The 26,219-nt window shown below is 67.6% G+C and carries 20 protein-coding genes; 10 read left to right on the top strand and 10 right to left on the bottom strand.

The window, feature by feature from the left end; translation table 11 throughout:
• Positions 1-31 precede the first annotated feature (31 nt).
• The 3 genes from ACFWBU_RS00950 to ACFWBU_RS00940 are packed head-to-tail and all read left to right on the top strand — an operon-like array spanning position 32 to position 2,970.
• Positions 32-1,003: a ParA family protein gene (locus tag ACFWBU_RS00950; protein WP_169620906.1), complete on the top strand. Its 972-nt coding sequence runs from the start codon at positions 32-34 to the stop codon at positions 1,001-1,003.
• Positions 1,000-2,205, top strand: a complete 1,206-nt coding sequence (locus ACFWBU_RS00945) for a ParB/RepB/Spo0J family partition protein (RefSeq protein WP_169620907.1) — start codon at positions 1,000-1,002, stop codon at positions 2,203-2,205. The genes ACFWBU_RS00950 and ACFWBU_RS00945 overlap by 4 nt, the downstream gene beginning before the upstream one ends.
• A gap of 60 nt (positions 2,206-2,265) precedes the next feature.
• On the top strand, positions 2,266-2,970 hold the full coding sequence (locus ACFWBU_RS00940) for a GNAT family N-acetyltransferase (protein ID WP_169652314.1): 705 nt from the start codon (positions 2,266-2,268) through the stop codon (positions 2,968-2,970).
• Between the two features lie 39 nt (positions 2,971-3,009).
• On the opposite strand, the gene ACFWBU_RS00935 is transcribed toward ACFWBU_RS00940, so the two are convergent.
• From ACFWBU_RS00935 to ACFWBU_RS00920, 4 genes are all read right to left on the bottom strand, one after another.
• Positions 3,010-4,188, bottom strand: a complete 1,179-nt coding sequence (locus tag ACFWBU_RS00935) for an N-acetylmuramoyl-L-alanine amidase (protein WP_169652315.1) — start codon at positions 4,186-4,188, stop codon at positions 3,010-3,012.
• Between the two features lie 131 nt (positions 4,189-4,319).
• A complete protein-coding gene (gene trxA / locus ACFWBU_RS00930) occupies positions 4,320-4,655 on the bottom strand; it encodes a thioredoxin (RefSeq protein ID WP_169620910.1) in 336 nt (111 codons plus the stop codon).
• 45 nt (positions 4,656-4,700) lie between these two features.
• A complete protein-coding gene (trxB, locus tag ACFWBU_RS00925) occupies positions 4,701-5,669 on the bottom strand; it encodes a thioredoxin-disulfide reductase (protein WP_169620911.1) in 969 nt (322 codons plus the stop codon).
• A gap of 162 nt (positions 5,670-5,831) precedes the next feature.
• Positions 5,832-7,031 carry an NADH:flavin oxidoreductase gene (locus tag ACFWBU_RS00920; RefSeq protein WP_169620912.1) on the bottom strand — a complete coding sequence of 400 codons (1,200 nt, stop codon included), beginning with the start codon at positions 7,029-7,031 and terminating at the stop codon, positions 5,832-5,834.
• 93 nt (positions 7,032-7,124) lie between these two features.
• Between ACFWBU_RS00920 and ACFWBU_RS00915 the strand changes: the two genes are divergently transcribed.
• On the top strand, positions 7,125-7,679 hold the full coding sequence (locus ACFWBU_RS00915) for a TetR family transcriptional regulator (protein ID WP_169620913.1): 555 nt from the start codon (positions 7,125-7,127) through the stop codon (positions 7,677-7,679).
• 17 nt (positions 7,680-7,696) lie between these two features.
• Here ACFWBU_RS00915 and ACFWBU_RS00910 read toward each other — a convergent pair whose 3' ends face one another.
• From ACFWBU_RS00910 to ACFWBU_RS00890, 5 genes are all read right to left on the bottom strand, one after another.
• Complete coding sequence (locus tag ACFWBU_RS00910) at positions 7,697-8,368, bottom strand: hypothetical protein (protein WP_169620914.1); 672 nt, start codon at positions 8,366-8,368, stop codon at positions 7,697-7,699.
• 67 nt (positions 8,369-8,435) lie between these two features.
• On the bottom strand, positions 8,436-8,969 hold the full coding sequence (sigM, locus tag ACFWBU_RS00905; protein ID WP_169621079.1) for an RNA polymerase sigma factor SigM: 534 nt from the start codon (positions 8,967-8,969) through the stop codon (positions 8,436-8,438).
• 133 nt (positions 8,970-9,102) lie between these two features.
• A complete protein-coding gene (gene murJ, locus ACFWBU_RS00900; RefSeq protein ID WP_169620915.1) occupies positions 9,103-12,909 on the bottom strand; it encodes a murein biosynthesis integral membrane protein MurJ in 3,807 nt (1,268 codons plus the stop codon).
• The gene (locus ACFWBU_RS00895; protein WP_378527191.1) at positions 12,906-15,326 is read right to left on the bottom strand and encodes a glycoprotein; all 2,421 of its coding nucleotides are present in this window, start codon (positions 15,324-15,326) and stop codon (positions 12,906-12,908) included. Before ACFWBU_RS00895 ends, murJ begins: the two co-directional genes overlap by 4 nt.
• Positions 15,323-15,919, bottom strand: a complete 597-nt coding sequence (locus tag ACFWBU_RS00890; protein ID WP_169620917.1) for an NUDIX hydrolase — start codon at positions 15,917-15,919, stop codon at positions 15,323-15,325. The genes ACFWBU_RS00895 and ACFWBU_RS00890 overlap by 4 nt, the downstream gene beginning before the upstream one ends.
• Positions 15,920-15,994: 75 nt before the next feature.
• Between ACFWBU_RS00890 and ACFWBU_RS00885 the strand changes: the two genes are divergently transcribed.
• The 6 genes from ACFWBU_RS00885 to ACFWBU_RS00860 all read left to right on the top strand — a co-directional run bounded on the left by ACFWBU_RS00885 (position 15,995) and on the right by ACFWBU_RS00860 (position 24,811).
• The gene (locus ACFWBU_RS00885; protein WP_169620918.1) at positions 15,995-17,449 is read left to right on the top strand and encodes a CCA tRNA nucleotidyltransferase; all 1,455 of its coding nucleotides are present in this window, start codon (positions 15,995-15,997) and stop codon (positions 17,447-17,449) included.
• A 181-nt stretch (positions 17,450-17,630) separates the two neighbouring features.
• Positions 17,631-21,695, top strand: a complete 4,065-nt coding sequence (locus tag ACFWBU_RS00880; RefSeq protein ID WP_378527189.1) for a molybdopterin-dependent oxidoreductase — start codon at positions 17,631-17,633, stop codon at positions 21,693-21,695.
• A 65-nt stretch (positions 21,696-21,760) separates the two neighbouring features.
• Entirely contained in the window at positions 21,761-22,165 is a 405-nt protein-coding gene (locus ACFWBU_RS00875; RefSeq protein ID WP_169620920.1) for a molybdopterin-binding protein, read from the top strand.
• Positions 22,162-22,941: a molybdate ABC transporter substrate-binding protein gene (gene modA, locus ACFWBU_RS00870; protein ID WP_169652319.1), complete on the top strand. Its 780-nt coding sequence runs from the start codon at positions 22,162-22,164 to the stop codon at positions 22,939-22,941. The genes ACFWBU_RS00875 and modA overlap by 4 nt, the downstream gene beginning before the upstream one ends.
• A complete protein-coding gene (locus ACFWBU_RS00865) occupies positions 22,938-23,735 on the top strand; it encodes an ABC transporter permease (protein ID WP_296551298.1) in 798 nt (265 codons plus the stop codon). Before modA ends, ACFWBU_RS00865 begins: the two co-directional genes overlap by 4 nt.
• Positions 23,732-24,811, top strand: a complete 1,080-nt coding sequence (locus tag ACFWBU_RS00860) for an ABC transporter ATP-binding protein (RefSeq protein ID WP_169620923.1) — start codon at positions 23,732-23,734, stop codon at positions 24,809-24,811. The genes ACFWBU_RS00865 and ACFWBU_RS00860 overlap by 4 nt, the downstream gene beginning before the upstream one ends.
• Here ACFWBU_RS00860 and ACFWBU_RS00855 read toward each other — a convergent pair whose 3' ends face one another.
• Positions 24,812-26,092 (bottom strand): MFS transporter, encoded by a 1,281-nt coding sequence (locus ACFWBU_RS00855; protein WP_378527187.1) that lies wholly within the window; start codon positions 26,090-26,092, stop codon positions 24,812-24,814.
• Between the last annotated feature and the right edge of the window lie 127 nt (positions 26,093-26,219).

The raw sequence follows: 26,219 nt of genomic DNA, 5'->3' as shown, positions 1-26,219 counted from the left end.
CCGTGCGGATCAAACGTTTAAGGAGCGTTCTATGACGGGTGGATCTGAATCCGCTGTTTCACGTGAAACCGAGGCGATGAACGACGAGTTCTCACCCGTCCCCTTCGATGGTTTCTCCGCGATCGATACGCCGATCGGCGCTGCGGCACATCGCGCGAGCCAGGTGCTTCACCCGAGCGATGCGATTGCTCTCCCGAAGCCGCACGAGCGCCGCGTGTTCACGATCGCGAATCAGAAGGGTGGGGTCGGCAAAACCACGACCGCGGTCAACCTCGCCGCCGCGCTGGCGGTCCAGGGTCTGACGGTGCTCGTCGTCGACCTCGACCCTCAAGGCAACGCGAGTACCGCGCTGGGAGTACCTCATCACTCCGGCGTTCCGTCGAGTTACGAAATCCTCCTGGGCGAGGTGCGCGCCGTCGACGCCGTCCAGCAGAGTCCCCACAGCGAGCGCCTCTTCTGCATCCCGGCGACCATCGACTTGGCAGGCGCCGAGATCGAACTCGTGTCGATGGTGGCTCGCGAAAACCGTCTCCGGAACGCACTCACGAAGGACGCGCTCGGGCCGCGCGAGTACGACTACGTCATCATCGACTGCCCGCCGTCACTGGGCCTGCTGACGGTGAACGCTCTTGTCGCGGCCAAGGAAGTGCTCATCCCGATTCAGTGTGAGTACTACGCCCTCGAAGGTGTCGGGCAGTTGCTGCGCAATATCGAACTCGTGCAGTCGCACCTCAACCCCGACCTTCACGTCTCGACGGTGTTGCTCACGATGTACGACGGCCGCACGAAGCTTGCCGATCAGGTCGCCTCCGAGGTGCGCGCACACTTCGGGTCCGCGGTGCTGCGGTCCGTCATCCCCCGGAGCGTGAAGGTTTCCGAAGCTCCCGGCTACGGGATGACAGTTCTCGACTACGATCCGGGATCGCGCGGCGCGATGAGTTACCTCGATGCGGGTCGCGAGCTGGCGGCACGCGGGATACAGAAGAAGCAGGGGAACGAATGAGTGCGACACGCAAGGGCGGGCTCGGACGAGGCTTGGCTGCTCTCATCCCGACCGGTCCACCGGTAACTGCGCCGGCCACGACAGCGCCCACCTCGACGACCACCGAATCGACGACCACCGAATCGACCACCAGCGCATCGGCACCGACCGCTCCCGCGCCGCCCGTGAAGCCTGCCCCCAGTCGACGTGCCGGTGCGTCACCGGGAATGTCCTCGTCGCCGTCCGGACTCGGATCCGCCGCGGCGGACCTCATCATCGGCGACGGAAAGCCTGCCTCTCCCGAATCCACGGCGCCGGGCACGGAAGGCGACGAGGCTGCGCCCGCCGAGGTCGATCAGGGTCAACTCCCCTCTCCCGCCGGGGCGGTGTACCTCGAGATCCCGATCGACCGAATCGACCGGAACCCGAAGCAGCCCCGTCAGGTCTTCGACGAAGAGGCACTGACCGAACTCGTCCACTCGATCCGAGAGTTCGGCCTGATGCAGCCGATCGTGGTGCGGCGAGCCGACGATGACCGCTTCCAGATCATCATGGGCGAGCGCCGGTGGCGGGCCTCCCAGGAAGCGGGACTCGACACGATCGCCGCGATCGTCCGGGACACCGACGATCACGCGATGCTGCGCGATGCTCTCCTCGAGAACATCCACCGTGTGCAACTCAACCCCCTCGAAGAGGCAGCCGCGTATCAGCAGTTGCTCGAGGAGTTCGACGTCACCCACGAGGAACTGGCGACACGTCTCGGACGCTCGCGCCCGGTCATCACGAACATGATCCGGTTGCTCAAGCTGCCCATCCCTGTCCAGCGGCGGGTCGCTGCGGGCGTGCTGAGCGCAGGTCACGCGCGCGCCCTGCTCGCACTCGAAGCCGGTGCCGACGCTCAGGAAGCGCTCGCGATGCGGATCGTCGCCGAAGGGATGTCGGTACGCGCGACCGAGGAAGCGGTCATGCTCGCGAACCGCAGTGGTGCTCCCACGCCGTCGCCGTCCTCGAAGCGGAAGCCCATCCAGATGCCGGGGTTGCAGGACGTCGCCGAGCGTCTGTCCAACTCCTTCGACACCCGCGTGACCGTGAGTCTGGGGAAGCGCAAAGGCAAGATCGTGGTCGAATTCGGGTCTGTGGACGATCTCGAACGTATCGTGACCATGATGCAGACCGACCGTGAGGTCGGCGCGGATCCGACCGATCGGGCCCGCCAGTCTTGACTTCCCGAGGGGGGTCGGACAACAGTCTGTGAGAGAAAGACGTGGAGGCGAAGGTATCCCGTGTCGACGCGAGTCACGCCGCTGTCCTTGAGTGCGATCGAGCAGTTGCCTGCGCACCCGAGGCGGTGTGTGTTCTGGGAAATGGATCCGGCGCCCGCCGGTGATGCCCGCAACTTCTGCGATCCCGAATTCGAGAAAGAAGCGTGGCTGTCCATGGTCATGCTCGAGTGGGGGTCGTGCGCACAGGTCGCCACGTTCGGGGACACCGACGACAAAGTGGCAGGGGTGGCGTTCTACGCGCCACCCAACATGGTTCCCCGGGCGCGACTCTTCCCGACCTCACCCGTCAGCGCCGACGCGATTCTGCTCACCACGATGCGCATCGAGCCTCACGCGTCCGACCTGGATGTGGGTGCCGATCTCATTCGCGCCGTCGTGACCGATCTGGTCCGCCGCAACGTCCGGGCGCTCGAAGCGTTCGGGGTGCGACCGCAGGAGGACGACAGGCCGTCGGCGGGAGACGTGCCCAGCACCACCTCCGCGCGGGAATGCTCCCCTGCCGAATGCATGATCGGCGCCGACTTTCTCGAGGACATGGGCTTCGAGGTGATCGCCCCGCATCCTCGCTTCCCACGATTGCGGCTCGAACTCGACCGCGACCACGGATGGAAGGAAGAGGTGGAAGCGGCTCTCGAGCGCCTGATCGAAGCGGCCTCACTGACCGTGGAGGATGTCACGGGGCGCACCGCGGTGGGCGTGCCGTAAAGGTGCCGGCGACCGCGGTGCCGAGTCCCCGGCAGCGAGTCAGCGAGTTTCGGTGATGGAGAGTTCCTCGGCCAGCAGTTCGGCGAACGTGTAGGTACCGGTGGGCTGATCGTCCTGCCCGAGCAGATACAGGCGCTTCACTGCGACGAGGATTGCCTCGGCAATGACGTCACGGGTGCGCGGGTCGGCGAGCAGTGATGCGTCGTGCTCGTTGGTGAGGTAACCGAGATCGATCTGCACGGTGGGCATATTCGTCAGGCGCAGCAGGTCCCAGGTGCGCCCGTGGCTGCGGCAGTCCTGCAGCGAGGTTCGCGCGACGATCTCGCGCTGGATGAACCCGGTCAGTACCTGACCGATCATGGATTCGGAGCCGTGCGAGTTGCCGTAGTGGAAGCTGGCGATGCCACTCGCGTGCGGGTTCGAACTCGAATCGCAGCGCAGCGAGATCATGAGATCGGCACCGAACGCGTTGGAAGTGCCGGCGCGTTCGACGTCGGTCGGATCCGCGTGGTACGGGCGCGAGAGGAACGTCTCCATGCCGGTCGCGGCCATGCGGCCCTCGAGGCGGCGCGCAAGATCCCACAGGATGTCGGCTTCCGAGATGGGCCCGTGCACGCTCGGCACGATGATGCCGTGGTGGGTGCCGCCCAGACCGGGATCGATGACGATGCGCTTACCGCTCAGCTGGGGGCCCGACCGTCGTACGATCTCCTCCTCGCTGATGGCGTGAGGCGATCCGCCCGACACCCGGGTACCGAGCAACTCGAGTGCCCGCAACGTTTCGGGTCCACAGATTCCGTCCGCGGCGAGACCGATCTCGCGCTGGAACGAGCTGAGTCCTTCGTGGGTCTTCTGGCCGAAGTAGCCGTCGACGCGGTCCACGTAGAACCCCAGGTCCTGCAGCCGGGTCTGCAGCGCCGCCACGTCGTCGCCGTACAACGGCGCCGACAGCTGGTACATCAAGGTTCGGGCGCCGAGTCGGTACGACGCCTCCTTGAGGGAGCGGTACGTGGCCGGGCCGACAACCCCATCGACGAGCAGACCGCGCTGCTGCTGGAAGGCGCGCACGGCGCCGTCGAGTTCGCGGTCGAAAACGACGTCGGACCCCATCCAGCTGTCGGAGGAGTCGGGACGGGCGTGCAGGAAACCCAGACCGGCCAGAGTGCTCCGAATCTCGGCGACTGCCGGGCCGTGGTCGCCGTGACGAAGAGGGCGCATGCGTTGGGCCTTTCCGTGCTGACCGGATTGCGCCCGGCACGGGGCAGGGCAGCATCGAACGGAATTATCTCAGATGCGCCGGGAGCCGGGGCCCGGGGCGGCGCATCCGAGAATCGATCCTCGGGACCGTACTACAGGACGTCCGCGAGGTCCCGAAGCAACGCCGCCTTACCCTTCGCCCCCACGATCGTCTTCACGGGCTTGCCGCCGGAGAACAGGATCATGGTGGGGATGGACATGACCTGGTAGTCGCGGGCCGCCGACGGGTTCGCGTCGATGTCGAGCTTGGCGATCGTCAGCTTGTCGCCGTGCTCACCCGCGATCTCCTCGAGAACCGGAGCAACCATCTTGCACGGACCGCACCACGTGGCCCAGAAGTCGACGAGCACGGGCTTGTCGGCCTGCAGCACATCCTCGACGAACGAGGAATCGGTGATGGTGACGGTGTTGGTGTCCTTGACGGCCACGGCTATCTCCTGGTGTCGCGTGTTATCGGGGGGTGGGTGGGACGGTCAGACCTGGGCGGGCACGATCGAGGGCGGTACCTCGTGGCGTGCGACGAGCCAGCGCTCGGCGTCGATCGCCGCGGAACAACCGCTGCCGGCCGCGGTGATGGCCTGACGATAGGTGTGGTCGACGAGGTCTCCGGCCGCGAAGACACCCGGCAGGGACGTCGCAGTGGTGCGGCCGACGACCTTCACGTAACCCTCGTCGTCCAGTTCGACCTGTCCCGCGACGAGTGCGCTGCGCGGGTCGTGTCCCACGGCGACGAAGAGTCCGGTGACGGCGAGATCGCTGCGCTCGCCGGTGACAGTGTTCTCGACGGTCAGCGACGAGACGCTGTTCTCTCCCAGGACCTCGAGGACCCTCGTGTTGGTGAGGAAACGAATCTTCTCGTTAGCCTCGGCGCGCTCGAGCATGATCTTCGAGGCGCGGAACTCTTCGCGGCGGTGGATGATGGTCACGCTGCGCGCGAACCGCGTCAGGAACGTGGCTTCCTCCATCGCCGAGTCGCCGCCGCCGACCACTGCGATGTCCTGATCCCGGAAGAAGAACCCGTCACACGTGGCGCAGGCGGAGACGCCGCGGCCGAGGAGCCGCTCCTCCCCCGGCACACCGAGGTAACGGGGTTCGGCGCCCATGGCGAGCACGACCGCGTGACTGCTGTAGGTTTCGCCGTTCGCGACCACGGTCTTGACCGGGCCGGCGAGATCGACGGCCTCGACGTCTTCGGTACGGATGTCGGCACCGAAGCGGAGCGCCTGCTCGCGCATCTGGTCCATCAACTCCGGACCCATGATGCCGTCCTTGAAGCCCGGGAAGTTCTCGACCTCGGTTGTCGTCATCAGCTCGCCGCCGAACTGCGTTCCCTCGAAGACGATGGGCGAGAGTTCCGCGCGGGCGGCGTAGATCGCGGCGGTGTATCCCGCCGGGCCCGAACCGATGATGATGAGGTCGTGAATGGTGGGCGAGGTCGTCATTCGGCGGAGGCCTTCCGGTCGGCGGTCGGGGCTGTCGTAGATGCCACGTGCCGAGAGACCGGCGCGGCAGCATACACAGATGTCAACACCAGGGTAAACGGTGTTGTTCCCCTCGCAGCGTGCGTCGTGCCACAGCGCGTGCGCACCCGCCGCCCGGAGGTGTCAGACCGCGCCCGGGACGTCCCGGAGGGTTTCCCGGATCACACATTTGGTCCCGGTGTAGATGGTTGGCATGCACTTGTTGCAGTGGATGCACAACCCTTCGTCCGCGGTGTGGTTGCGGAACTTGTCGACCAGATACGGGTCACGGAGAAGCGCCCGGCCCATGGCCACGAACTCGAAACCTTCGTGCAGGGCGTTGTCGATGGTGTCGATGCGGTTGATGCCACCGAGCAGGATCAGCGGCAGCGACAGTTCGGACCGGAACTGCCGGGCCATCGGGAGGAAGAACGCTTCCTCGAACGGAAGTTTCGGGAAGAGCTTGGGTCCGTACACCTTCAGGCCCCAGCCGATGACCTTCGGCTGTGACTGCACGAACTCCTTCATCGGAACGTCGCCGCGGAAGAAGTACATCCCGTTGAGCAGCGAGCTGCCACCGGTCAGCTGCATCGCGTCGATGGTGCCGTCGGACTCGATCAGCTTGGCCATGGGCAGCGACTCGTCGAGCCACAGTCCCTTCGGGACGCCGTCGGTCATGTTGAACTTGGCGATGACAGCGACCGAATCCCCCGCCGCAGCGCGCACGGCGGCGAGGACACGCCGGGGAAAAGCGGTGCGGTTGGCGATGCTTCCCCCGTACCGGTCGGTCCGCTTGTTGAGGTTGGGGCTCATGAAGGAGCTGAGAAGGTAGTTGTGCCCCAGGTGTACTTCCAGCGCATCGAATCCGGATTCGACGGCGTATCGCGCGGCCGACGCGTAGTCCTCCACGATCGCGTCGAGTTGCCCGAGTGTCGCGCCGCGGACGAGACCCATCGCGGGGGCGCTGATCCGGGTGGAGGGGGCGGTGGTGCTCATCCCGTTCGACAGCTGGTTGGCGACGAGCCCGGCATGCCCGATCTGCGCGGACGCGAGTGCGCCCTCCCGGTGGACGGCCTCGGTGAGCCGGGTCAGCCCGGGCACGGCGTCGCGGTCGAGGACGAGGGTGTCGCGGTGGACGCGACCCGCGGGCGAGACGGAGCAGTACGCCACGGTCGTCAACGCGGTACCGCCGCGTGCGACTTCGGCGTGGAAGTCGACAAGTTTGTCGGTGACCGCACCCTTGGGCATGACACCCTCGAACGTCGCGGCCTTGATGATGCGGTTGCGGAGCGTGAGAGGCCCGAGGCGGGCGGGTTCGAAGACGGTGGATCGCGGCGAAGTCATGACCCTACTTTCGATGCCAGTGGTATCGTAATAGGCCGACTATAACCCCGATCACACACCAGGCACTGTCTGGTCCCACTCACACGAGAGCCCATGCCAGCTGTACCTGCGGGACGTCCGAGAGATCCTCGAATCGACAGTGACGTCCTCGCCGTCACCCGCGAGATGCTCGTCCGGGACGGGTGGGACGGCCTCAGCATGCGGGCGATCGCGGCGCGTGCGGGAGTCGGGCGAGCCGCACTGACGCGCAGGTGGCCGAGCAAGGCGCACCTGATGCTCGATGCGCTGCTCGGCTCGGCACCCGATCTGGCGCCGTACGACGGAATCGACCGCAAGGGCTGGATCGAATGGGTTGTCGCGGGGAGCAACGAACTCTTCTCGAGACCCGAGGTTCGCGCCGCCCTACCCGGACTCCTCGCGGCGCTGCGTGACCACGAGGACCTTCGCAGCACACTGTGGCGAACCTTCAGCGGTCCGAGTACTGCGCTGTTCACCGAGAACGGTGACGGGGACGCGGAACTCGATGCCCGGGCGGCGCTCGTGATGGCGGCGGGGACCGCGCTGTTCACCGGGCTGATCGCCGCGGAGGACGACACCCCGGCGCTGCGTGCACGGATACTTCACCTGCTGCTGACCATCGCCGAGTGACGACGCACGCCGAGCGCCTATCCGATGGTATGAACCGCCAGGGTAGCGGGAGTGTTTGCGTCACAATCGGTTCCGACCATCACCGCGGTCAGTTGCGGAGGGTGCGGTCCACCGAGGAGCAGCAGGACGGCGTCACGTTCGCGAAATTCCGTCTGCCGCGATCCCAGCAGAGGAGAATTCGAATCGAAACCGTTGGCTTCCAAGCAGTTCCGGAGCCGAACCGTATCCGAGAGAGGACCGAGCGAAGTCGTGCCGACCATCGAGCGTAGCTCGGCGGGCTCGAACACGGAGTCGCTCTCGTGGGCGGCGTAGGCGTCGCTACCCGCGTCGTCGTCTCCCCCGGGCGCCGAGTGGAGCAGGACGAGTGCGAACACGCCGGCGAATGCCGCTGCCGCGGCAACCCCGGCTCCCGCCAGCCATGTTCGGGCAGGTCGTCGCGGAGCAGTTGCCAGAGCGGCGTCGATCCGGGCGGCCACCGCCGGAGGAATCGGTTCCGCCGGATCACTGTCGCGGAGCGTGCCGAGACGCGACTTCACCGCGTCGAGTCGTGCGAGGACGGCCGCGGCCTCCGGGTCTGCGTGTACGAGGGGCCAGAGCCTGTCGGCCGAGGCGTCGTCCAGCACGCCCGCGTGCAGGTCGGCGAGCAGGTCGTGCGAGTACGGCGGACGTGGCATCTCGTCCTCGTTCATGCGCATTCTCCTCGCGGGTGGGTTGTCCTCACCAGAGTAAGACGATCCGGACTCGTGTTCGGTTCCCTCACTCCCGTAGGTCGCCGAGAACGACGGCGAGTTTGCGACGTGCCCGCGCGCATCGGCTCTTGACCGTCCCCTCCGGTACTCCCAGCCGGCGGGCCGCTTCTCGCACCGAATATCCCTCGACGTCGATCGCCACGATCGCGGCGCGCTGATCGGGCGGAAGTGTGAACAGTGCGGTCCTCACATCGAGCGCGAGTTCCGTGTCGTGGATGGAATCCCGCCCCGTACGAGGAGTTTCGGAATCGTCGGGGAAGAGCGGAACCGTGGGCCGAACCCTGTTGCGCCGGATGCGATCCAGGCACGCGTTCACGACGATGGTGTGCATCCAGCTACGGACCGCGGCGTCCTCACGGAAGTTCGCGGCCATACGATGCGCGGACAGGAGAGCTTCCTGAAGCGAGTCGGCCGCGTCCTCCGGCGAGTAGCTGGTACGTCGCGCCACCTGCCACAAATGGTCGTAATGGCGCGACAGCAGTGTCGCGAACGCCTCCCGATCGCCGGCCGCGTGTGCCGACAACAGGGCTGCGTCGGACACGAACGTGCCCGGCACCTCTGTGAGCACAGAGTCGTCGGGCACGGCGATTTTTGCGATCCCCCCGAAAATTCGCACGCGCGGATGGTAGCCGATCGCACGGCGATTGCCCCGGCTTGCGCTCGGGGCGATCCGGTTAGTCCGAGCCGATGAACTCGATCTCGGAGATCGAACTCTTGTTGCTGCCACCGTCGGAGCTGAGCCCGGTGATCCACAGCAACACGTGCGTGGTGCGGCCGTCGGCGTCGAGCGGAATCTCGGTTTCGCCGGATCCCAGTGTCGCCTGGCCGATCACCTGCGTCTGGTCCAGGGACGTCGAATCCGAGGGCGCGCTGCGGATTTCGAGCACGGTCCCGGGCGACTCGGACGTGACCTTCGCCGACGAGAGGGTCGCTGCGTCCTCGAGCGTCACCAGCAGGCCCACCCCGCTCTTCAGGGACGGGAAGGGATCGAAGTACGCGTCGGTGCTCCACGCCGTGGCAGGGTCGCCGTCGATCGCAAGCGACGCGGACGCCGGAGAATCGGGGGTGCCCTGCGGCGAGAACACCGTCACCGCGGATGCCGGCACCGGGCCCCCGGCTGCGGCGGGAGCCGCCTCCTCCGACGCGGACTCGGGTGCGGCAGGTGCTTCGGCGGTCGGTGTGAGACCGAATTCCTGGCTGGTGAGCGGCGCATCGCTTGCGTCGCCGGCGAGCAGATTCGTGATCCACCAACCGATCAGCGAGAGCAGCACGACCGTCGTGATACCGAGGCCGATCAGCGCGACGAGCATGCGCTGGGAATGCTTCTTCTTCTGTTCGAGCGCCTCGGGGTCCGCCAGGGCATGGCTTTCGGTCATGTTCGCGCGCTGGCCGATACGGAGCGCGGGAATCATGTCGGTCTTCTGATCCACCACCGACGCCTGGTCGAGGATGTGCTGCACCGTTGCCGCGGTGCGGATCCCGCCGTCGGTGTTCAGAGCGCGCACGGCGACCGCCGAGATCTCGAACGGAACGTCGGGGCGGAGCACCTTGGGTTCGACCGGTTTGCCGTCGGCGCCGCGGTCGGCTTCCGGCATGCCACCGATGGTCGCGCCGCTGTGGTGCGGGGCCGGCGGCCGTCCCGGAGCGGGCGGTTCAGCGAGCGGCCAGCGGCCGGTGATCAGCCCGTACAGGCTGGCTCCGAGACCGTGCACATCGGAGACGGCATCCGCGTCGGAGAAGGTTGCCGGGAACGCCATCACCGCGTCGCCGGAGACACTGATCCGGATGCGGTCGGGGTGGTCGATCGACAACGCGCTGCCCGCACGGTGCGAGGCCTCTGCCGCTGCCGCGAGGGCGCGGACGGCTCGTGCAGCGCCCAACGGGGACGGCTGCGTGGCGGACATCTCGCGCAGCGAACGACCGGGCGTCCACTCGGCGACGACGATGCCGCCCGAACTACCCCGGACCACGTCCAGGACACGTGCCAGTCCGGGCGAATTGATCCGGCCGAGCCGCAGCGTCCGGGACAGGATGGCCTGTGGAGAGTCCGGCCCGGTGCCGTCGGCAGCGCTCTGGTCGGCGTCGACGAACGTCAGTGCCACCTCGCGGTCGAGTTTGACGTCGAGTGCCTGCCAGAACCGGAGCCCGCGTGCGCCACCGTGGGGCGAGAGCAGCCGGTACCGGCCACCGGCCACGGACGCGCCGGCGATGAGTTCCGGTCCGCGCATGGTGCGGCGGGGCGCCGACCCGGGAACCCGGACGGGCGGAAGCTGAGGAGAGCCGATCGGTATGACCCCGGTGTCGTGGTGGGTGTCGCGCGGCGGACTCGGCGGCGTGGGCCGCTGATCGTTTCCGGCCGGCGTCGATCCTGCCTGCTGTGACGCGTCGATCGTGGACCTGCCGGCAGCGTGGTCGTCGCTCACCCTCACTCCTTCGTTGTCGACTCGTCCACTTCCGGTGCGGAGACGAGGATCGCCCGTGGGGGCCGCGAAGTAGCGCGGACCACGGCGCCCGTGTCGAATCTGCTGTTGACCAGGGTACGGGAGTTGTTGCTGCGCCTCGACGGGACGGGGCACGTCTCTGATCGCAGGCATGACTTCGGTGATCGCGTCGTACGGTCCGACTCCGTAGTCGCCGTAGTCGATGCGCGGCAGTACGACGGTCTTCTCGAAGTCGGACTCCGGGTAGGCGTCGTAGCCGAAGCGGCGGCGGGTCGGGAAGGCACCGGTATCGGCCGGCGAAGTGGCCGTGGACTCCCCGAGTTCGGCTTCGCTCTCTTCCGCGCCGCCACCGCGCACCGCGGCGATCTTGCGGCGTACGGCGGCCTCGATGGCCATGATCTCGGGAACCTTGAGCAGATACATACCGACGAGCGCGACGAGCAGCATGAGGATGCCGCTGATCGCGACACGCACCATCGAGCCGAGGCCGCCGAAGCGGTCCGCGAGGGCGTCCAACTGCAGGAGTCTGTCGGCGACGAGCACGACGACCGCCCCGCCGGCCGACGCCAGCACCACGTGCCAAATCGTGCGGCCCACGTTGGCCATCCGCAGGTCGCCCAGGGTGCGGTGCAGCAGGAACCCGCCGATGAACGCACCGCAGGTGAACGCGAGACCGGTCGCGACACCGAGCAGGACGACGACCTGCTGGTCGTTGCTCGCCACGACCGGAGCGAGCGCCGACAAGCCGATCTTGACGGCGGTGATGCCGAGAATGATCCAGGTGGGGGTCCAGGCCTGTTCCCGCGCGTAGAAAACACGCAGGTGGATGAGCACGAGCGAGTAGGGAATCAGGGTGAAGGCGGACCAGCTCACGGCCTGGCCGAGCAGGGACGCGTTGCCCGCGCCGAAATTGCCGTAGCCGTACAGGGCGGTCCCGACGTGCGTGCCCGCGATCGTGAGGAACGTGACGATCGGGATCAGCGCGATCATGGTCATCCGGGTCGCGACCGACAGGTCGTCGACGACCGCGGGAGTGTCGCCCTCGGCGGCGTTGCGGCTCAGTCGCGGCATGATCGCGGTGAGCACGGTGACGCCGAGCACGCCGTACGGCAACTGCAGCAGCAGCCAGGCGTTGTTGTAGATCGCGGGGCCTGCGGCATCGGCGCCCGACGAGATGTTGGTTGCGAAGATCATGCCGATCTGGCTGATCAGCACGTACAGCACGATTGCCGCGGCCATCCCGCCGAACTGGCGCAGGCGGTCGTCGAGGCCCCACAGCGGCTTCAGGTTGATGCCTTCGCGGCGGAGCGCGGGGATCAGGCACATCGCCTGGGTGATGACGCCGAGAAGCACACCGAGGCCGAGTACCAGCAGCTTCGGGTCGCTCATGCGCACCGGATCGAGGGTGATCTCCCCCGGCATCAGGTAATAGACGACCAGCACGACGAGCACGACGACGTTGTTCGCCACGGGTGCCCATGCGCCGGGCTTGAAGACCTGCCGCGTATTGAGAATGCCCGTGAACAGGCCCGACAGCCCGTAGAACACGATGGCCGGCAGCAGCAGGTACGACAGGGCAGTCGTCAGTGTCGTCGACACCTTGCCGGAGTCGTCGAGGAACACGTGCGTCGTGAGCAGCGGCGCGGCGGCGACCGCGAGGATCGTCGCGCCGCCGAGCAGCACGACGGCCGCGGTGAACAGGCGACGGACGAATGCCTCGCCGCCGTCCGGGTCCTCGCGTTCCGCCCGCACGAGCACCGGCACCACGATCGAGGTGAGGACCGCGCCGAGGACCAGCTCGGAGATCATGTTGGGGATCTGGTGGGCCACGGTGAACGACGACGCGACGCTCGCACCCAGCAACGTGAGGATCAGCAGTTGCTTGAGGAACCCGGTGATCCGGCTGACCAGGGTGGCGACGGCAATGGAGCCGGTGGCCGCGAGCAGGCTCGGAACCTTCCGGCCGGTGGGACCGGCACCGGTGACGTCCGGTGAAGTCGTCGGTGACTTCACGTCGTCGCGGGTCGCGTTCCCCGTCATTCTCGTTCGTACCCTTCGTCGGCTGGATCCGGTTCCCCGCGGAACCGGTGCAGAAGCCGCCTGCCCGCCAGGAACAGCAGGAGCGCTCCCGCACAGCCCGTGACGATGGCGAGAATCCGGCCATACGCATTGGAACGTACCGTCACGTTCGTCGGACTGCCGAGAGACAGGCCGGATTCCGTGGTGAGCGAGAACTCCAGTTCGAGCTTCCGCGAGTCGCTGATCTGAGCGGGCACCGTCAGGGTGCGGCTACCGCGCGGAGGCAGCTGGGTCGGCCCGATATCGGTGATCTCCATCGCCGAGGGCGCGTCCACGTGCAACCGCACTGTGATGCCCACGGGCAGATCGTTGCGCGCCACCAACAGTAGGGGACTCTGTTCGGAGGTCAGTGTGTACACACCACCCGGTGAGAGCACTGTCACTCCCGCGAACATCCCGTCCACGGCTTCTTCGACTTCCACCGCGCGCAGAGTCGCGGCGTCCACCGCCTGCTCGGGGTCTTCACCCCGCCGCCCCGCCGACGCCATCGCGCGCAGCAGATCCTCCCGCAGCGGTGTGAGGAACTCCTGCGGCGTGAGCTGGGCCTGGGGATCCTCGATCAACGCTGCCTGCAGAGCATCGAGCCGGGGCGTCTGCTCGGCGGCAATCCGGACCACTTCTGCCGGCACACCGTCGGTGACGGCTTGCTCCGGATAGTCGAGCACGGAGGTATTCGGGTCGTCTGCGGTGGCTGCTGCCGCGGCGACGAACTCGGTGAAGGGACGAGCCGTCGCCGTTCCCGAACGGATGAGTGACGAGATCATGGACAGCGTGGCCGACGCCTCGTCCGGGGACGGCGACCAGACCTGCGGCGGAGCGAACAGCACCGAGCGGCCGGGTGCGGGCAGCGGCACTCCCGACGCCGCGTCCACCGACGGGGCCAGCGCCGGAAACGCCAGCGCACCGAGCGCGTCCTGGAACCGTGCGGTCGCGGAGTCGTCGGCGAGGTCGTAGCGCGCGGCCTTGGTCACGAACGAGGGGGTCGACGGCGCGTCGCCCATGCCCGCGAGTGCTGCCGAGGCCGCGGCGTCGAACAGGCCGGCCGTCAGCCCGTCCACTCCCGACACCCGGACACTGTTGCGCGGGGATGCGCCGCTCATGGCGGCGCGTCCGTCGTCCACCGCGGTGTCGGCGAGTACCGCCGTGACCGGGCCGTCCGCGGCGACGAGAAGCCCGGCGTTCTCGGTGAGGACACCGGAATCGGGCCACACGACATCCGGAAGCGACGTGGTTCCGAGGATCGTGTCGACAAGCGTGCTCGGGGACCGCAAGGCGGGCACGGTCAGCGTGGGATCGTCCAGTTCCGCGAGCGCCGTCAGGTCCGCCTGGGCGAACGGCACCGCCACCGTGCACATGGAGGTCGCGAGTGCCCGGATGCGGCCGAGCCACGCGATAGCCGCCTCGGTGCCCGTTCCGGGGCTCGCGGCCGCCATCGGATCGGCCGGGTCGCCCACCACGAGATAGTCCCGGGTCATGTTCGCGACCGTGACCAGCAGGTCGGGGTCGATCGCCAGGCACATGCCTTCGGTGACCCGCGGATCGGTCTCCAGCGATTGTTCGGCAGCGCGCAGCAACCCGTCGAGCCGTCCTCCTTCGGCCAGCGACGTGGCGAGCACGTCATCGACGAGCCGGGCGGGTTCCGTCGCGGATCCGGGAACACCCGAGGCCAGCCGCGGCGTGTCGGCCAAGGGCCACAACATCGAGACGGCGACGGGGCGCGACACCTCGGGTGGAACGGCGGGAAAGCTCTCGGTCTCGCTCCTGGGCGCCGTTCCGGCGGTTCCGCCCGAGGGCGTGGACGCCGACGTTCGCGGGCCGGAGGTGTCCTCGCCCGCGGGCACTCCCAGCACGGGCAGCAGGAAACGGGCATCGTCCAGACGGGCCTGGCCCCCGTATTCGGGCGAGCCGTTGACGTTGACGAGCAACGGGTAGACACCGGGGGTGTCGATGCCGAGCGACGGCTCGAGTTCGGAACGCAGGGGCAGCTCGATCGTGAACTCGGTGCGGTCGCCGCGGCCGAGCCGGTCCGTGACCTGCTCGAATTCGCCCACGGTGTCGAAACCCGACTGATCGAGGGAGAGCGAGGTGCGCAGGGCAGCGGAGTCGGAGATGACGGGTGCGCGCTGAAGTCGCACCCAGACGTCCTCGACATCGCGGTCGCCGACATTGGTGACGGTGCCCGTGACCTCGACTACCGATTCACTCGTGAGCGACACCACCGACGGGGTGACCTCGTCGATGCTCAGAGCGAGAAACTTGGTGTCTTCGGAGTCCGGCTGTGCCGTCGCGGGTGCGGGGATCGCCACACCGATCGTTGTGAGAACGAGCGTGAGCACGGCCAGAACCGCGGCACCCGTTCGGGAAACCACCGCCGTCATCCGAGATGGGCCCCCGGTTCGTCGGTGCGGGGACGCGATTCGGGATGCATCTCCGCAATGAGCTGGTCTGCGACGTCGGCGAGCTTACGTTCGTCGGCGTAGGCGAGCCTGGACCGGAGTTCACGGAGCGGAACCCACGCGACTTCGGTGACCTCGACATCCGCGTCGGACAGTTCACCGCCGAGGTAACGCAGAAGATAGTGGTGCACCGTTTTGTGGACGCGACGGCCTTCGGTGACGAACCAGTAGTCGATGCTGCCGAGTTCGGCGAGCACCGTGCTGCGGACACCGGTCTCTTCGTGCACCTCGCGCATCGCGGTCATTTCGGCGGTCTCGCCGCGCTCGATGTGCCCCTTCGGCAGCGACCACAGCAGGCGGCCGCGACGGTCGGTACGCCCGATCAGCGCGGCGCACAGCTTGTCGGGTGGACCGCCGAGTCCGTCGACGACCAGCCCGCCGGCCGAGGTCTCGCGGACGGTGCGCAGTCGAGGGCCGGGTGCGCCGGGTGCTCCGCCCTGAGCAGCCTTTTTCGCGCTCGTGCCACGACGCCGCGAGCTGCGGCGGTTGCGATTGGCACGTTCGGCGGGCGACACCTAATAGATAGTAGATGTACCGCCGTCGGTCCCGGCTCAACCACACGAACGCCCTGCTCGGTAAGGTGCAAAGACGTGAACTCACCCACCGCAGACCTCGACCGCCGAACCCGGTTGCTCGCCGGAGCCGACGTCACTCTGCGCTCGTTGTCCGATGTCCTGGCTCCACTCGGTGCGCGGTTCACCGAGGCGGGCCATGAGCTGTATCTCGTCGGCGGGAGCGTCCGCGACGCGCTTCTCGGCCGGTTGGGTACCGACCTCGACTTCACGACAGACGCGCGCCCCGAGAAGGTCCAGGAACTGCTGCGCGGGTTGGTGGACCATCAGTGGGACACCGGCATCGACTTCGGCACGGTCAGCGCGGCAAAGGGATCCGAACAACTCGAGATCACCACGTTCCGCAGCGACGCCTACGACCGTGTCACCCGCCATCCCGTCGTCGAGTACGGAACGAGCCTCGAGGACGATCTCGTACGCCGTGACTTCACCGTCAATGCGATGGCCGTTCGGATCGGTCCGGACGGTGCCGGCGAGTTCGTCGACCCGCTCGGTGGGCTCGACGCGTTGCTCGCAGGTGTTCTCGACACTCCGGCTCGGCCCGAGGACTCGTTCGAGGACGACCCGCTGCGCATGTTGCGGGCGGCCCGATTCGTCTCCCAACTGGGCTTTTCGCTCACCGAGCGGGTCCAGACGGCGATCCGCGAGATGGCGGACGAGATCTTGCGCATCAGCGCCGAGCGGGTGCGGGCCGAACTCGACAAGCTGATCCTGGGGGACCATCCGGTCGACGGCATCGAGTGCATGGTGGAGACCGGCCTGGCGGAGCGCGTCATCCCGGAGATCCCCGCGATGAAACTCGAGATCGACGAGCATCACCAGCACAAGGACGTGTACTGGCATTCGCTCACCGTGCTCACCCAGGCGATCGATCTCGAGGACGGCGACCCGGACCTGGTGCTGCGCTGGGCGGCGCTGCTCCACGACATCGGCAAGCCCGGCACCAAGCGCAACGAGGCCGGCGGCGGCGTCAGCTTCCATCACCACGAGGTGGTCGGGGCGAAGCTGGTGCGCAAGCGGATGCGGGCCCTGAAGTACCCGAAGCAGATGATCGAGGACGTCGGCCAGCTGGTGTTTCTGCACTTGCGCTTCCACGGGTACGGCAAGGGCCAATGGACGGACTCGGCGGTGCGGCGGTACGTGCACGATGCCGGGGACCTCCTCCCCCGGCTCCACAAGCTGGTTCGGGCCGATTGCACCACCCGCAACAAACGGCGCGCCGCAGCACTGCAGGCCACCTACGACGATCTCGAGGTGCGCATCGCGCGACTGGCGGAGGAAGAGGGCGTCGCGAAGGTCCGCCCGGATCTCGACGGCAACGCGATCATGGAAGTTCTCGGCATTCCGCCGGGCCCCGAGGTGGGCAGGGCGTGGAAGTTCCTCAAGGAGTTGCGCCTCGATCGCGGTCCACTCGATCGCGACGACGCCGAGGCCGAGCTCCTGAAATGGTGGGAGCAGCAACCGAAGTCCTGAGCGTGTTGCCGGCACCTCACACCTCCTCCCGTCACCCGTGAGCCAGATGTCACAGCGTGCTCATCCCATGTGACGCGTCCGAAACACCGAGTCCGCAGCATGGAAGTCGTCGTATCGGCGACGGCAACGGCGTGCCCCTCGGTTCACTGCCGGCGGACGCGGTGCCGGGTAGGAGATTCGGATGCGGGATGACATCACGACGGTGAAGACCGCGTGCTCCTACTGCGGTGTCGGGTGCGGCATGGTGCTCGACGTCGCCACCGATCCCGATACCGGTGCCCGCAGGGTGGTCAAGGCGTACGGCGACAAGGAGCACCCCACCAATCGGGGGCGCCTGTGCACCAAGGGTGCGACAAGCGCGGAGATGCTGGCTGCGGCGGGCCGTCTCGAGACCGCGTACGTGCGTGACCGCCGCGGCGGCGCTCCTTCGCCGGTGCCGGTGGACGCGGCCGTCGCCGACACCGCACGCCGTCTCACGGAGATCATCGGAACCCACGGACCCGATGCGGTGGCGTTCTACGTCTCCGGACAGATGTCGCTCGAGGCGCAATACCTCGCGAACAAGCTCGCCAAGGGATTCGTGCGCACGAGCCGGATCGAATCGAACTCGCGGCTGTGCATGGCCTCTGCGGGCACCGGCTACAAGCAGTCGCTCGGTTCGGACGGGCCACCCGGCTCGTACGAGGACTTCGAGCACGCCGATCTGTTCTTCGTCTCGGGTTCGAACATGGCCGACTGTCACCCCATCCTCTTCCTGCGGATGATGGAACGTGTCCGAGCCGGGGCCAAGCTCGTCGTCGTCGATCCTCGGCGCACCGCCACCGCGGACAAAGCGGACCTGTTCCTGCAGATCGCGCCGGGTACCGACCTCGCACTGCTCAACGGCCTGCTCCACCTGATCGTCGAGAACGGGCACGTCGATCGTGACTTCGTCGAGGAGTACACCGAGGGCTGGGAAGCGATGGAGGAGTTCCTCGCCGAGTACCCGCCCGCTCTCGTCGCCGGCATCACCGGCCTCGAGGAAGCCGACATCCGCACGGCTGCACGATGGATCGGCGAGGCCGGCGAGTGGATGAGTTGCTGGACGATGGGGCTCAACCAGAGCACCCACGGCACCTGGAACACCAACGCGATCTGCAATCTCCATCTCGCCACGGGAGCGATCTGCCGCACCGGAAGCGGCCCGTTCTCGCTGACCGGTCAGCCCAACGCGATGGGTGGTCGCGAGATGGGGTACATGGGTCCCGGCCTGCCGGGCCAGCGCAGCGTGTTGTCCGGCGACGACCGGGTGTTCGTCGAGGAGCAGTGGGCGCTACCTCCCGGCACGCTGCGCGCCGAAGCAGGCACCGGCACCGTCGACATGTTCCGGGAAATGGCACAAGGAATGATCAAGGCGTGCTGGATCATCTGCACCAACCCGGTGGCCTCGGTCGCGAACCGGGCGACCGTTCTCGAGGGTCTCGAGAACGCGGAACTCGTCATCGCCCAGGACGTGTTCCTCGAGACCGAAACGAATGCGTACGCCGACATCCTCCTTCCGGGTGCCCTGTGGGCGGAGTCCGACTACGTGACAGTCGGATCCGACCGCACTCTGAACCTGTTGCAACAGGCCGTCGAACCGGTCGGAGAGGCACTGCCCGACTGGCAGATCATCGCGCGTGTCGCCTGTGAGATGGGGTTCGGTGACGCGTTCACCTACTCGTGCGCGGAGGAGATCTTCGACGAGATCACGCAGTTCTGGAATCCGCAGACGGGGTACGACCTGCGCGGCGTGACATACGACAGGCTGCGGCACGGCCCGGTGCAATGGCCGTGTGGCCCCGGCCGCACCGACGATCGCAGTCCGGTCCGGTATCTCAACGACGGAGACAGCCGGACGCTGGTGGTCCGCGACGACGGATCCGTACCGGAACTGGCCTTCGCGACACCGGACGGACGAGCCCGGTTCTTCCCCCGTCCGCATCTGCCCACAGCCGAACTGCCCGACGACGACTACCCGTTCGTTTTCAATACCGGTCGCGTACAACACCAATGGCACACGCTCACCAAGACGGGCAAGATCGCCAAGCTCGGAAAACTCGACCCCGGACCGTTCGTGGAGATCAGTCCCGAGGATGCCGCGCGGTTGTCGATCGTCGACGGTGACGCGGTGGACATCGCATCGCGGCGGGGGCGCGCCGTCCTTCCGGCGGTGGTGACCGATCGGGTGATGCCGGGAAACTGTTTCGCCCCGTTCCACTGGAACGACCTGTTCGGGAACGATCGCGCGATCAACGTCGTGACCAACGACGCCGTCGATTCCGCGTCGCTCCAGCCAGAATTCAAGTTCTGCGCGGTCGCCGTGACGAAAGTCGCGGCAGCACCTGTATCCCCTTCCCTGCCCGCCGACGATTCGGTCGTCGGACGGCTCGCGGAGACGCTCGGAGTCGGCGGTATCCCCGCTCCCCTGTTCGGCGACGACGAGAAACGCTATCTCGCAGGTCTTCTCGCCGGTCTGCGGTCGTCCGATGTCACCGCCGCGCCGTCGCTGCCGGCTTCGGCGCCGTTTCCCCCCGCGACCCGGGCGTGGCTCGACGGACTGTTCGCGGGGATGTACTCGCAGAGCGCTGCGATCGACGCCGGCTCCGATGCCGCGGCCGGGGACCGGAACCCGGAACCGCCGGTCGTGGTGGCGTGGGCGTCGCAGACGGGGAATGCCGAAGGATTCGCGCACACCTGCGCCGAGCGTCTTCGTGCCGCGGGACGTGAGGCCACCGCGGTCGGGATGGGGACGCTGACCGTCGCGGATCTCGTGCAGATACCGGAATTGCTGGTGGTGACAAGTACGTTCGGTGACGGCGACGCGCCGGACAACGCTTCGGCGTTCTGGAAGAGCTTGAACGGTGCAGACGCACCGTCGCTCGCCGGTACCCGCTATGCGGTACTGGCTTTCGGCGACTCCAGTTACGACGACTTCTGCGGGTACGGACGCAAGGTGGACGACCGGCTGGCCGATCTCGGAGCGACCCGGATGGTTCCACGCGTGGACTGTGAACCGGATTTCGAGGACCGCGCGAACGAATGGGTGTGCTCGGTCCAGAATCTGGTGGCCGGTGACGCGCCCGCGCAACCTGTCCCGCCGCGGGCATCCGTGTACAGCCGCAAGTCCCCGCTCGTCACCCGCCTGACACGCAACATCGCACTCAGTGGAGCCGGATCGTCGAAGGATGTGCGGCAGTTCGGATTCGAGCTGTTCGACCCGGAATTCGAATATTGTGCGGGAGATGCCCTCGGGGTGATGCCGACCAACTGCCCCGAGGCCGTCGAAGAATGGATGCAGGTCACCGCGCTCGACGCGGAGGCGCCCGTCGAAAGCGTCGATCGTCCCACCGTCCCTCTCCGGGAGGCCGCGGCTCGGTACCTCGACATCACCAGGACCACTCCCGAATTGCTGCGCTTCGTGCAACGCCAGAGCGGGAGTCCGGAACTCGCCAAGCTGCTGCGACCCGGAAACAAGATGGAATTGCAGCGGTGGCTGTGGGGGCGGCAGGCGATGGATGTCATCGCCGAATACCCGTTCAAGGCACCGCTCGACGAGTGGCTCGGTGTGCTCACGCGGCTTCAGCCACGCAGCTACTCGATCTCGTCGAGTCCGAAGTCCAACCCGCGGGAGGTGCAGCTCACCGTGTCGGTGGTGCGATACGGCTTCGAGGGCCGCGACCGGGCCGGCGTGTGCTCGGGCTTCCTCGCCGACCACAGCAAGGGCGTCGACATCCCCATCTTCGTGCAGCGGAATCCGCACTTCCGGCCACCACCCGGCGATACTCCGATGATCATGGTCGGGCCGGGAACGGGGATCGCGCCGTTTCGGGCCTTCCTCCACGACCGCCGCGAATCCGGGCACACCGGTCGCAGTTGGCTCTTCTTCGGCGACCAGCGGTCGGACACCGACTACCTGTACCGCGACGAGATCGAGAAGATGCACGCCGACGGGTTCCTCACCAAGCTGGACCTCGCGTTCTCGCGTGACCAGCGACAGAAGGTGTACGTGCAGGACCGCATGCGTGAGCAGGGCGCCCAGCTCTGGAGATGGCTGGAGGACGGCGCTCATTTCGCCGTCTGCGGGGACGCCGGGCGCATGGCGAAAGATGTCGACGCGATGCTCCGCGAGGTGGTGCAGACCCACGGCCGGCTCGACCAGGAGGCGGCAGCGGCATACGTCGATCGTTTGAGTGCTGAGAAGCGGTACGTGCGCGACGTCTACTGAGAAGGTTGATACAACCGCATCTGCGGACGTATCGTCCAGTTCGTGACTTGTGTGCGGAACATATCGTGACGACTTTCCGTATCCGCGACGCCGCACGCCTGCTCGGTGTCAGCGACGACACCGTGCGGCGCTGGATCGACCAGGGCGCCCTTCGTGCGAGCAAGGACGACACCGGCCGCAAAGTGGTCGACGGCAGCGAACTCGCGGCGTTCTCGCGGGCCCAAGCCGACGCGGCACCGGATCTGCTCGGCGTCGGGAGTTCCGCCCGCAACAAATTCGTCGGTCTCGTCACCCGGGTCGTCTCGGACCCGGTGATGTCGCAGGTCGAGATGCAGTGCGGGCAGCATCGGGTCGTATCTCTCATGAGCACCGAAGCGGTGCGGGAACTCGGCCTCGAACCGGGCAGCGTCGCGGTCGCGGTCGTCAAAGCGACAACCGTCATCATCGAAACACCCGGAGGGTCCTCGTGAGGCGCGTGCGCGCAGGATGGATCCTGGTGGCGTCCGTGGCACTGGCTTCGGTCGCCTGCGGTTCGGAACAGAGTGATCGGAATCCGTCGGGTGACGGTGTGACGGGCACTGTCACGGTGTTCGCGGCAGCGTCGCTCAGGGACACGTTCACCGAGATCGGCACCGCGTTCGAGCAAGTGCACGACGACGCCGCCGTGGTGTTCAACTTCGCAGGGTCGTCGGACCTCGCCGGCCAACTGGCGCAGGGCGCACCCGCCGACGTGTTCGCGTCCGCCGATACCGTCACGATGTCCCGCGTCGTGGACGAGGGTCTCGTCGCCGGTGATCCGGTGCTCTTCGCGGCCAACACGCTCACGATTGTCACCGAGCCGGGGAATCCGAAGGGCATCACCTCGTTCGACGACCTCGGCCGCGACGGCGTGTCGGCGGTCGTCTGCGCACCCCAGGTGCCGTGCGGCGCCGCCACCGTGCGCGCCGAGGAGGCGACCGGAACCGAACTGTCGCCGGTCAGCGAGGAATCCTCCGTCGCCGACGTGCTCGCCAAGGTCACCTCGGGACAGGCCGACGCCGGACTGGTCTACGTCACCGATGCGCGCGCCGCGGGCGACGCCGTCACCGTCGTGGCGTTTCCCGAGTCCGGGGACTCCGTCAACTCCTATCCGATCGCCGTACTCGAAGATTCCCGGAATCCGGACGCCGCCCGCGCGTTCGTCGATTTCGTCGCCGGACCCGAAGGGCTGGAGATTCTCGGGGAAGCCGGGTTCGCCGGTCCATGACGGCGGCCCGCACCCCGACCGGTCTGCCGGCGTGGATCTATCTTCCGGCGATCGCCGGCGGCCTGTTCGTGGTGCTGCCGTTGGTCTCGATCGTGCTCTCCGTCGACTGGCACCGCTTCCCGGAACTGGTCACGTCCGAGGCATCGATGCAGGCGCTCGCGCTCAGCGTGCGGACCGCGTTCACCAGCACCGTGCTGTGCATCGTGTTCGGTGTGCCCATGGCTGCCGTGCTCGCACGCAGCACGTCCCGCGTGATGCCGGTGCTCCGTTCACTGGTCCTGCTGCCGCTCGTGCTGCCACCCGTGGTGGGTGGGATCGCGCTGCTGTACACCTTCGGCAGACGCGGCCTCATCGGTGAGCACCTCGAGGCGTTCGGGATCCGGATCGCGTTCTCCACCACCGCTGTCGTGCTGGCACAGACCTTCGTGGCGTTGCCGTTCCTGGTGATGAGTCTCGAGGGAGCGTTGCGTACCGCGGGCCGACGGTACGAGGCGGTGGCGTCGACGCTGGGCGCCCGGCCCACTACGGTCTTCCGCAGGGTCACCCTGCCGTTGGTGCTGCCGGGACTCGTCTCCGGTGCGATCCTGGCGTTCGCGCGGGCGCTCGGGGAATTCGGCGCGACTCTCACTTTCGCGGGCAGCCTCCAGGGCGTCACCCGCACCCTCCCTCTCGAGATCTATCTGCAGCGGGAAACCGATCCCGATGCCGCCGTGGCGTTGTCGCTGCTCCTGGTCGTCGTGGCAGTGCTCATCGTGGTGGCCGCACGCGGACGCCGGGCAGGTGGCGACTGGTGAGCGAACTGCACGTGCACGCACGGGTGGACGCACGGTCCGTCGACTTCGACCTGGACGTGGCATCGGGCAGCGTGGTCGCGATCCTCGGTCCCAACGGTGCCGGGAAATCGACGCTGCTGAACCTGATTGCAGGACTGGTTCTTCCGGACGAAGGCCGGATCGAGCTCGGTGGCCGGATCCTCACCGACACGTCGGCGGGTGTCGCGGTGCCGCCCCATCGCCGGTCGGTTGCCCTGCTGGCACAACAGGCTTTGCTGTTCCCGCACCTGACCGCTGCGGGCAACGTGGCCTTCGCACCGCGCAGTGCCGGAATGAGCCGCCGCGCCGCGCATACCGAGGCGTTGCGCTGGCTCGACGCCGTCGACGCGGTGGCGTTCGCCGACCGCAAACCGCACCGTTTGTCGGGCGGGCAGGCTCAGCGGGTCGCGATCGCCCGCGCTCTCGCTGCCGACCCGCAGTTGCTCCTGCTGGACGAACCCATGGCCGCGCTGGATGTCGCTGCGGCGCCGGCGATCAGGTCACTGCTGCGCCGGATACTGCGTGAGGACCGGCGCACGGCGCTCGTGGTCACACACGACCCCCTCGACGCCCTGGCCCTCGCCGACCGCGTCGTGGTGGTCGAATCGGGACGTGTCGTGGAACACGGCGCGGTGCGGGACGTCCTCACCCGGCCACGGAGCGCTTTCGCCGCACAGATCGCCGGGATGAACCTGATCGCCGGCACGGTGACAGCGGATGGCGTGGAGACGGAGGTCGGTGCCGTGCACGGCGTCGTCGACGAGGAGTGCGTACCGGGAGATGTGGCCGCGGCCGTCTTCTCCCCCGCCGCGGTCGCGGTGTACGTGGACGAGCCACACGGGAGTCCCCGCAATGCGTTCGAGGTGACCGTCACCGAAGTCGAGGCCCGGGGCTCGACGGTGCTGGTGCGCACCGGAGTCGCCGGTCTGGCGGCGGAAGTGACGCCCGCCGCGGTTGCGGATCTCGGTCTCGAGCCGGGCTCGGCCGTGTGGTTCGTCGTCAAGGCCATGGAGATTCGCGTTCATCGCGCCGCGCTTCCGGCCCTGCGGGGGTCGTGACTAGGTCCGCGACCGCCCGAGTGCGAGAACGCCGGCCAGGGCGAGCACGTAGATCAGCCCGCCGGCCAGGGCAAGTCCCGGGCTGCGCCCGTCCGGCGCGATCAGGAAGGCCGACGCGGCGATCGCGGCAAGGAACGCCAGGTTGAACACGGTGTCCTGCAACGCGAATACCTGCCCGCGACGCGCGTCGTCGATCTCGATCTGCATGGCGGCGTCACCCGTCAGCTTGATGGTCTGTCCCGCGACCCCGAGGAGGAAAGCGGCGATCAGCAACGATCCCGTCGTCAAGGAGGTGACGAACGCGAACTGCACGACCGCGGCGGCGAGCAATCCGGCGGTGACCGCACGAGGTCGCCCGAGCCGTGGGAGGAGGAACGGTGTGAGGGCGGCGGCGAGGAGCATTCCCGCCGCCGTGCAGGCCACCGCGGCACCGAATCCGGCGAGCCCACCGGGTAGGTCCGACGGGTTGTCGGCGTTTCGCAGGACGAGAAGCGTGATGAGTGTGTTCAGGCCGAACACGATGCGGTGCGCCCCGATACCGAGCAGCGCGGCAGCGACTCCGGGATTCTCGGCGACCGCGCCCGCGCCGGTTCGCAGGCCGGCGAGTACCGCGCTCGCGGGCGAACGGAGTCGTGCACCGTCGGGTCCGAGCGCGTTGCGGGGGAACCCTGCCGCTGCGGCGGCGCCGACGATCGATCCGGTCACGCCGACCGCCACCGCGATGCCGGAACCCGTGTCCCCCGCACCGACGACACCGATCGTCGCGACCGCGACGGCGGCACCCGCTGCGGCGACCACCGAACCCGCGGTCGCCAGAACGGAATTGACCGGGACGAGCCACGACTGCCTCGTCACGTGCGGAAGTGATGCCGAGACTCCGGCGAGAACGAATCTGCTCACCCCCACGGCGGCAAGTGCCAGCAGCATCAGGGGCAGTTGTGGCCCACCCACGAGGAGTACCGCCGCCGCGGACGCGACGAGAACTCCGCGCACCGCGTTGGCCCACACCAGGACGAGACGGCGATCCCAGCGGTCGAGCAAGGCTCCGGCGAACGGTCCGATCACCGAATAGGGCAGCAGAAGCACCGCGAACCCTACGGCGATGTCCACCGGATTCGTGTGACGTTCGGGGTTGAAGAGGATGGCTCCGCCGAGGGCGGCCTGGAACAGACCGTCCCCGAACTGCCCGGCGAACCGGACGGCTGTCAGTCGCGCGAGTCCCGGGGAATGCCGTAGCGCCGTCGCGGTCGATCGCCACGCCTGTTTCTGGGAGTCCCGCACACACGCGACCCTATCGATCGCGACTTTGCGCGGATGTCCCGCCCGGCGCGGCAGGGAGCAGTGCTCACATTTGTTTGCGGTGCTTCCGGTAGGGCAGGCTGGGCGGCGTGACAACACCCCGCGCCCG

The sequence above is a fragment of the Rhodococcus sp. NPDC060084 genome (assembly GCF_042730335.1).
GTDB lineage: Bacteria > Actinomycetota > Actinomycetes > Mycobacteriales > Mycobacteriaceae > Rhodococcus.
Note: the sequence above shows the minus strand (reverse complement) of the source record. Positions and strands in the feature narration are given on the sequence as shown.

What these genes read in the sequence shown, in the direction of transcription:
- ACFWBU_RS00950 (WP_169620906.1), top strand. Translation starts at nt 32, where the DNA reads ATGACGGGTGGATCTGAATCCGCTGTTTCACGTGAAACCGAGGCGATG.
- ACFWBU_RS00910 (WP_169620914.1), bottom strand. Translation starts at nt 8,368, where the DNA reads ATGAACGAGGACGAGATGCCACGTCCGCCGTACTCGCACGACCTGCTC.
- trxB (WP_169620911.1), bottom strand. Translation starts at nt 5,669, where the DNA reads ATGACGACCTCGCCCACCATTCACGACCTCATCATCATCGGTTCGGGC.
- ACFWBU_RS00895 (WP_378527191.1), bottom strand. Translation starts at nt 15,326, where the DNA reads ATGACGGCGGTGGTTTCCCGAACGGGTGCCGCGGTTCTGGCCGTGCTC.
- ACFWBU_RS00915 (WP_169620913.1), top strand. Translation starts at nt 7,125, where the DNA reads ATGCCAGCTGTACCTGCGGGACGTCCGAGAGATCCTCGAATCGACAGT.
- ACFWBU_RS00935 (WP_169652315.1), bottom strand. Translation starts at nt 4,188, where the DNA reads ATGCGCCCTCTTCGTCACGGCGACCACGGCCCGGCAGTCGCCGAGATT.
- ACFWBU_RS00920 (WP_169620912.1), bottom strand. Translation starts at nt 7,031, where the DNA reads ATGACTTCGCCGCGATCCACCGTCTTCGAACCCGCCCGCCTCGGGCCT.
- ACFWBU_RS00880 (WP_378527189.1), top strand. Translation starts at nt 17,631, where the DNA reads ATGCGGGATGACATCACGACGGTGAAGACCGCGTGCTCCTACTGCGGT.
- ACFWBU_RS00945 (WP_169620907.1), top strand. Translation starts at nt 1,000, where the DNA reads ATGAGTGCGACACGCAAGGGCGGGCTCGGACGAGGCTTGGCTGCTCTC.
- murJ (WP_169620915.1), bottom strand. Translation starts at nt 12,909, where the DNA reads ATGACGGGGAACGCGACCCGCGACGACGTGAAGTCACCGACGACTTCA.
- ACFWBU_RS00865 (WP_296551298.1), top strand. Translation starts at nt 22,938, where the DNA reads ATGACGGCGGCCCGCACCCCGACCGGTCTGCCGGCGTGGATCTATCTT.